Below are 7,128 nucleotides of genomic sequence, written 5' to 3'. Positions count from 1 at the left end.
CGCGGCTGGGACTTCGTCTCCACCGGACGCGGCGACGTGCCCTGGGAGGACTGCTTCCGCGCCCTCAACGCCATCGGTTATGCCGGACCCATCTCCATCGAGTGGGAGGACGCCGGCATGGACCGCCTCGACGGCGCCCCCGACGCGCTGGCCGTCATCCGCAAGCTCAACGCCATCACCCCGCCCGCCACCGCCTTCGACGCCGCCTTCTCCTCGGACTGAACCCCCGGCCGAAGGCTGAGACGCGCACGGTGAACGCACGGTGAACACGGCCGGGCCACCGGGCCGCCCCGCTCAGGTGGGCGGCCCGGTGGCCCGGCCGAGGATCGGACCGGACGCGCCTCAGTCCATGACGACGATCTGGCGCAGCACCTCGCCGCCTCTGAGCGCCGCCACGGCGTCGTTGAGGTCGGCCAGCTTGATACGAGAGCTGATCATGCTCTCCAGGTCGAGCTTGCCCGCCTTGTAGAGCCCCGCGAAGAACGGGAAGTCGCGCCGGACGTCCGAGCCGCCGTACAGCGAGCTGAGGATGTTCTTGCCCTCGAACAGCAGGTTGAAGGCGCTCAGCGGGACGGTGTCGTCCATCGCGCCCGCGCCCACCACGATCGTGTCGCCGCCCCGGCGGGTGGCCTGCCAGGCCGTCATGATGGCGGCGGACTTGCCGACGGCCTCGAAACCGTAGTCGAACCCGGCGCCGCCGGTGAGCGTGCCGACCGCGTCCATGAGCTGGTCCGGGGTGATGGCGTGGGTCGCGCCGACCTTCTTGGCGAGGGCGTGCTTGGACTCCAGCGGGTCGATCGCGAGGATCGTGGTGGCGCCGGAGATGCGGGCCCCCTGGATCACCGACAGGCCGATGCCGCCCGCGCCGACCACGGCGACGGTCGAGCCCGCCCGCACCTTGGCCGTGTTCAGCGCCGCGCCCACACCGGTGGTGATCCCGCAGCCGATCAGGGCCGCAGCCTCGAACGGTACGTCGGGATCGACCTTGATCGCGCCCTGCCAGGGCACGACGACCTCCTCGGACCAGCTGCCGCACCCGGCCATGCCGAACGCCGGGGTGTCGCCGCCGTAGCGGAAGCGGGCGTTGACGAAGCTGTCCATCACGTACGTCATGCACAGGAACGGCTGGTTCACCAGGCAGTTCGCGCAGCTGCCGCATGCCGGGGTCCAGTTGAGGATGACGTGGTCGCCGGGCTGGACCGAGGTCACGTGGTCGCCGACCTCGACGACCACGCCCGCGCCCTCGTGACCGGGGATGACCGGCAGCGGCATGGGCAGCACGCCGCTGATCACCGACAGGTCCGAATGGCAGACACCGGTGGCCCTGATCTTGACGCGGACATCCGTCGGGCCTACCGGCGCGAGGGTGAAGTCGTCGCGGATGTCGAGCTTGTCGTCGCCGACGGCATGCAGAAGCGCACCACGCATGGGGGGGTCCTCCTAGTTCTCCTCAAGGGAGAGGGCGGCTTTGGGACAGGACCGGACCGCGTGCCGGACGCGGTCCATCATCTCCGGCGGCGGCTCAGGCAGCAGCAGGTGCAGCTGGTCGTCGTCGTCGAGCTCGAAGACCTCCGGGGCGAGTCCCATGCAGATCGCATTGGCCTCGCAGACCAGATAGTCGACGTTGATTTTCATACGGGCCTCCTAACCGGGAATGGCGAGCTTACGGTGATCCCAGGAGATCACTCGATTCGGCTCGACCACGAAGGCGACCCTTTTGCGGCCGGTGTAGGCCACGTACTCCGTGAGGAGTTCCTCCGCGTCGGGCATCCCGGCCATCCGTCTGGCCACGTTCATACCGACGTCGAGGATGCCCTCGGGGTCGTCGATCCTCCGCGCGACCCCGTAGACCAGGACGCCGCGCAGGTCGGAGTATTCGTCCCCGGCCTCGATCAGGCAGCTCACCCGGGCGTCGCGCTGGATGTTGAGTGTCTTCTGCGCCTTGCCGTAGGTCCAGAACGAGATCTTGCCCTCGGTCAGCCCGTAGAACATGGTCACCATGTGCGGTGTCCCGTCAGGGTTGATCGTGCCGAGTTGCAGCTTCCGTGACTCTCCGACGAAAGCCGTCACCTCGTCGTCGGACATCACGATGCGGGCGCGCTGGTTCACGGTGCAAAGTAGAACACGTTCCACAAGGTCGGGCAAGGGCATTCGGAATGTTGTTCGGTCTCGGTAGTCTGCTGCGATGAGCATCGCCACCATGCCGGCCGACCTGCTGTACGCCGCCCAGCGCGCCAAGGGTTTCATGCCACACCAGGAGGGGATCGCGCTGTTCGAGATCGCGGCTGAGTACGGCCCGCGCGGCCCGATCTGCGAGATCGGCAGTTACTGCGGGAAGTCCGCCGTCTACCTCGGGGCGGGGGCCCGGCAGGCCGGGTCCGTCGTCTTCACCGTCGACCACCACCGGGGCTCCGAGGAGATCCAGCCGGGCTGGGCCCACCACGACCCCACGCTGATGGACCTCCGCTTCGGCAAGATGGACTCGCTGCCCACGTTCCGGGCCACCATCGCCTCCGCCGGTCTGGAGGACGAGGTCGTCGCGATCGTCGGCAGGTCCGAGCGCGTCGCCGCGCTGTGGAACACCCCGCTGGCGATGCTCTTCATCGACGGCGGCCACTCCGAGGATCCGGTGACCAAGGACTACGAGGGTTGGGCGCCGCACGTCATGCCGGGCGGTGCCCTGGTCTTCCACGACATCTACCCGGACCCGGCCAAGGGCGGGCAGGCTCCCTACCGCGTCTACCAGCGGGTGCTCGCCTCCGGCGCGTTCAAGGAGGTCCGGCAGGAGGGCTCGCTGCGGGTGCTCGAACGGGTCGGTCCCGGTATCGGCTGAGCTCCTCGTACGACCCGCCCGCCACCGGACCGCCGGCGCCGGGCGGGTGGAGGCGGTCGCGAAGGGCCACCCGGAGGCTCCGGCCCGCACCGACGACCACCGGGGCGAGGAACAGCCCGAAGACGACGTGGAACTGGACGAGCAGCCCGTAGACCGCCGCGGTGGCCAGGCCGAACACGACCTGGTCGCGCGGCCTGGCCGGGGACGTGGCAGGATCGATGATCATGTATCCGGTGTAGAGGGCGAAGGCCGTCCCGGTCATCGGCAGCAGGGCGCCGGCCGCCGACACGTCGGTCAGCCCTCCCCTGACCAGCGCCTGCAGGGCGAATCCGCCGACCCAGCCGAGGACCAGCGGCAGCCTCCCCGCGAGCCTGGCGTTCACCGCCGTTCCCCAGGCCAGCACGGCCAGCGGCACGACCAGGTCGAACGGCCCCGAGACCCACGCGGTGAACTGGTACGCCGGAGCGAGCCCGACCCACGGGAACAGCAGCAGCACGGCGACGACCCCGAAGGCCGCCGGGTTCAGGAACGGCCTGCCCGGCGCGTCCTCGGCGGCCCGCCCCGCCCCGCCGGCCTCTCTCGCCGTCTCCGGCGTCTCCCGCGCCTTCGGGACCCGCGGCGCCTGTGGTGCCGGCGGCGCCCGCACGCGGAAGACGTACGTGCCGCCGACGCCGACGAGGACGGCCAGCGCGACCGGCATCAGGTGCCCGTTGCCGTACAGCAGCATCGCGCAGAGCAGGCCGCAGACGTAGGAGGGCAGGAAGAAGCCGGCGACCCGGGCGCGGGGCACCCCGAGGTAGCGGGCCGGGCGCCGCCGCGACCACGCCTCCACGGTCTCCAGCGCGAACTCGGCGGTCACGCCGGTGAGCACGCCGACCACCGGTGCCAGGCAGGACTGCTCGAACCCGAGCACGGTGTGCCCGAGCACGGTGATCAGGGTGAGGGACTCCGCCAGCCGCCGGAACGCCTCGTCCCGCTTCCGGTGGTCCAGATCGCGGTGGTCCCGGTCCCGGTCGTTCCGGTTCCGTCCGTCTCGCCTCGGGTCGGCGTTCACGGCCGCCGGACCTCCGCGGCGTGGCCGCCGGCCAGCAGGATCCGGTGCCAGCCGGGCTCCAGGGACAGCGACGCGGTACGGGCGCCGCCGCAGGCGTCCCTCCAGGAGATCTCGACGGGGACGGTGGCGCCCGGCAGGTCGTCGCCCAGGCCGAACAGCAGCTCGGGCGCGGAGACGCCGTTGTGGCCGTTGGCGGGGTAGAGCTGCCTGCTGCGCGTGACCCCGCCGGGCAGGCGCACCGTGGCGACGGCTCCGATGGCGGGCCGTGTCGGCCCGGGTCGCGCCTGCCCCGTGGGCGTCCGCGCGGGGAGTGTCTCGGTGGCCGTGCCGCAGTCGCCCGCGGGGAGGCGGAGCCGCAGGCCCACGAACGGGGCCGTCGGGCCGTGGTTGCGGTAGAGCACCGACGCGGACCACTGGTTGGCGACCGCGAAGTCCAGCCGCCCGTCGTCGTCGACGTCGCCCACGGCGAACGCCCGGCTGACCGTGCCGCCGTCACCGTCACCGTCACCGTCACCGTCACCGTCACCGTCACCGTCACCGTCGCCGTCGTCACCGCTGTCGCCGCCGACACCGGCCCGCCGCGCCACGTCCATGTAGCGGCCGTCCGGGCCCCTGGTGAAGAAGGTGTTGGTGTCGCGGCCCGACAGGTCGTCCCCGGCCCGCAGGTCCGGCCACAGCGAGGGGCGGGACAGGAGCAGGTCGTTGGCCGAGGCCGCCTCCCGCAGCCGCGCCCACCGGTCGACCTCGCCCCTGACGAACCCGGTCGCGTGCATGATCTCGTCGACGCCGTCGTTGTCGAAGTCGGCGGCCTTGACGTCCCAGGACCAGCCGCTGCGGCTCAGCCCCAGCTCCTCGCCGAGGTCGTCGTACGGCGCGTGACCCTTGTGGAGCCCGCCGGGTCGTGAGACGAAGGCGAAGTTGCTCTCGTGCGACGCGTGGTTCCCGGTGAGGTTGCTCACCAGGATGTCCGGCCTGCCGTCGGCGTTGAGGTCGGTGAAGGCCACCCCCATCCCCGTGAACGAGTCGCGGCCGAGGACCCGGGAGTGGGGAGTCGTCAGGTGCCGGGTGCCCCGGGCCTCGGCGAACCGGATCCTGCCGGGCACCGACTCGTTGACCAGCAGGTGGTCGGGGCCGAAGTCGTTGGCCACGTACAGTTCGGGCCGCCCGTCGCCGTCCAGGTCCTGGGTGCCCAGCGCGAGGGTCCAGCCCCCGCCTCCCGCACCGCCCTCGACCTCGTCGAACACCCCCTCGGCCTCGGTGAACACCGCGGGTCCCGTCGCCCGGTAGAGCCGGTCGCCGCCCCCGTTGGCCGCGGCGGACAGCGAGTCGGGCATCACGGCGTCGCCGCGGTCGGCGCCGCCGCCCAGCACCCTCACGCCGTCGGGGAAGTAGTTGCCGAAGACCAGGTCGAGGCGGCCGTCCCCGTCGAAGTCACCGGCCGTGGCGGCGCTGGTGTTCCAGATCTCCGGTTCGCCGGTCAGCGCGCGGTGGCGGAAGGCCGCGCCGGACGGGGGCGCCCCGGGCACGCGCAGGAACAGGGAGGGGGAGCGGCCCCAGTAGTAGACGACCAGGTCCTCCCAGCCGTCCTGGTCGAGGTCGGCGGGCAGGCACCCGGTCGGAGCCTCGTGCCGCCCACGCTGCGGGGGGACCAGCGTGAACGGCCGGTAGCCGCGGGAGGTCCCCGGCGCCGGCCTGACGGTCACCGTGTCGCGGCGGGGGTCGACCAGGCACAGGTCGTCGGCGACGACCTCGTCGTCCACGTCGAACAGGGCCACCCCGGCACCCAGCGACGACACGCGGCTCCTGAGGTTCGCGTACCCCGGCGCGACCGGCCGCAGGACGCGGTCACCGGGCTCCGCGGGCGGGCCCAGCCGCCTCGCGTGGAAGGAGAAGTCGGCGGACGCCTCCACGGCCGAGGTGTCCGGCAGGGCGGTCAGCCTCCACCCGGCGGTCGCGGCCACCAGGGCCAGGACTCCCGCCGCGTACCTGCGAACCCCCGGCACCGTTCCCACCGCCCTCCGCATCGTGGTCATGAGTGGTCATGAGTGGTCATGAGCGTCATGAATCGCGGTCGCGCCGTGCCCAGGCCTTCCGGATCCCCGCTCGCCAGGCCTGGTAGTGGTCGTCGCTGTGTGCGTTGTGGCCCAGCGCGACGAGCGCGGTGTCGGTCCAGCCCGCCGCCTCGTCCACCTCGGTCCCGCACAGCACGGGGGCGGCGGCGACGGTGTGCTCGGGGACGACGGCCGAGATCAGCCGGGCGGCGCAGGCGAGGGCGCAGCCCTGGGCGAGGTGGGCGCGGAAGCCGTCCTCGGCCGCGGCCGCGGCCAGCCGCCCCAGGTCCGCGGTGCTCGCGCCCCCGGTGTACGTGGCGGCCAGGCCCACCCCGCTCCACAGGTCGGCGCGACGTCCCGCGGGGAACTCGGCGACGCGCAGCACGACGTCGCCCGCCCCCGCGCACTCGTGGAACCAGAGCATCCGCCCCAGCCCCTGGTCGAAGATCGCCCGCCGCGTCCGGTCCATCAGCCCGGCCGTGCGCTGGCGTCCCACCGTCCGGTCGGAGGAGAAGAAACCCTGGTGGAAGCCGAAGCCGTCGTGGGCCAGCCAGCGCAGCAGCGGATGCACCGAGTGGACGCCCCACATCGGCCGCAGCCGCATGCGGGCGTACGCCCGGCCGGTGCCCATGTGGATGAGGTGCGGGTGGCGCAGGCCCTGCCCGCTCAGCAGTTCCCTGAGCCGGCGCCCGCCGGTGAGGGTGAGCACGTCGAGGGTGGCGCAGGCCATGCCCGCGCCCTCGTACGCGAAACCGCGCAGGTCCTCGCGGAGGTCGTCGATCCGCTCGGTCTCCCCGGCGACCACCGCGTTGAAGCCGGAGACGAACGCCCCGCCCGCGCCCTCCAGGAGCTCGCGCGCCGGCCCCAGCCGGAACCGCCGCACCCCGAACCCCATCCGGGCCGGGTCCTGCCACAGCAGCCGGGCCATGCCCTTCGGCCTGGCCGGGGTGAGGGACTCCCGGGGCTCCGGAGGCAGGGACGGATCCGGCGCCTGCGGCGGGTCCGAGGGCTCGGGCGGGTTGTTCGAGGCTTCGGACGGGTGCGGGGGCTCGAAAGGACGCGGGGGTTCGCGGTGGGGCGGAGGGGAGGCCGGGGAGGCCGGGGAGGCCGGGGAGTTTTGGAGGTCAGGAGGGGCGGGAGAAGCCGGCGCTTCCGGCGCCTCCGGCAGGGGTGGGAGGTAGGCGTGATCG

Annotated in this window: 8 protein-coding genes; 2 read left to right on the top strand and 6 right to left on the bottom strand. The window is 72.7% G+C overall.

From position 1 onward, the window contains the following. Window positions 1-222, top strand: a 222-nt coding sequence (locus ACTOQ2_RS22110) for a sugar phosphate isomerase/epimerase family protein (protein ID WP_440101806.1), incomplete at its 5' end; no start/stop codon positions are given. Between the two features lie 120 nt (window positions 223-342). Here ACTOQ2_RS22110 and ACTOQ2_RS22105 read toward each other — a convergent pair. The 3 genes from ACTOQ2_RS22105 to ACTOQ2_RS22095 are packed head-to-tail and all read right to left on the bottom strand — an operon-like array spanning window position 343 to window position 2,109. Then, a complete protein-coding gene (locus ACTOQ2_RS22105; RefSeq protein ID WP_440101804.1) occupies window positions 343-1,428 on the bottom strand; it encodes an alcohol dehydrogenase catalytic domain-containing protein in 1,086 nt (361 codons plus the stop codon). A gap of 12 nt (window positions 1,429-1,440) precedes the next feature. Next, the gene (locus ACTOQ2_RS22100) at window positions 1,441-1,635 is read right to left on the bottom strand and encodes a ferredoxin (RefSeq protein ID WP_362696938.1); all 195 of its coding nucleotides are present in this window, start codon (window positions 1,633-1,635) and stop codon (window positions 1,441-1,443) included. A gap of 9 nt (window positions 1,636-1,644) precedes the next feature. Continuing rightward, entirely contained in the window at window positions 1,645-2,109 is a 465-nt protein-coding gene (locus ACTOQ2_RS22095) for a pyridoxamine 5'-phosphate oxidase family protein (protein WP_440101802.1), read from the bottom strand. 76 nt (window positions 2,110-2,185) lie between these two features. On the opposite strand from ACTOQ2_RS22095, the gene ACTOQ2_RS22090 reads away from it, so the two are divergent. Beyond that, complete coding sequence (locus ACTOQ2_RS22090) at window positions 2,186-2,833, top strand: class I SAM-dependent methyltransferase (RefSeq protein ID WP_440101800.1); 648 nt, start codon at window positions 2,186-2,188, stop codon at window positions 2,831-2,833. Here the strand turns inward: ACTOQ2_RS22090 and ACTOQ2_RS22085 are convergent. From ACTOQ2_RS22085 to ACTOQ2_RS22075, 3 genes are read right to left on the bottom strand one after another with little or no spacing between them, the layout of a single operon-like run. After that, entirely contained in the window at window positions 2,769-3,887 is a 1,119-nt protein-coding gene (locus ACTOQ2_RS22085; RefSeq protein WP_440101799.1) for an enediyne biosynthesis protein UnbU, read from the bottom strand. The genes ACTOQ2_RS22090 and ACTOQ2_RS22085 overlap by 65 nt on opposite strands. Then, window positions 3,884-5,920 carry a CRTAC1 family protein gene (locus tag ACTOQ2_RS22080; RefSeq protein ID WP_440101797.1) on the bottom strand — a complete coding sequence of 679 codons (2,037 nt, stop codon included), beginning with the start codon at window positions 5,918-5,920 and terminating at the stop codon, window positions 3,884-3,886. The genes ACTOQ2_RS22085 and ACTOQ2_RS22080 overlap by 4 nt, the downstream gene beginning before the upstream one ends. 25 nt (window positions 5,921-5,945) lie before the next feature. Continuing rightward, on the bottom strand, window positions 5,946-6,866 hold the full coding sequence (locus ACTOQ2_RS22075; protein WP_440101795.1) for a DUF1702 family protein: 921 nt from the start codon (window positions 6,864-6,866) through the stop codon (window positions 5,946-5,948). Window positions 6,867-7,128: the final 262 nt, after the last annotated feature.

Source organism: Streptosporangium sp. H16 (assembly GCF_051918855.1).
GTDB lineage: Bacteria > Actinomycetota > Actinomycetes > Streptosporangiales > Streptosporangiaceae > Streptosporangium.
This window is presented reverse-complemented; position numbering and strand designations above follow the sequence as displayed.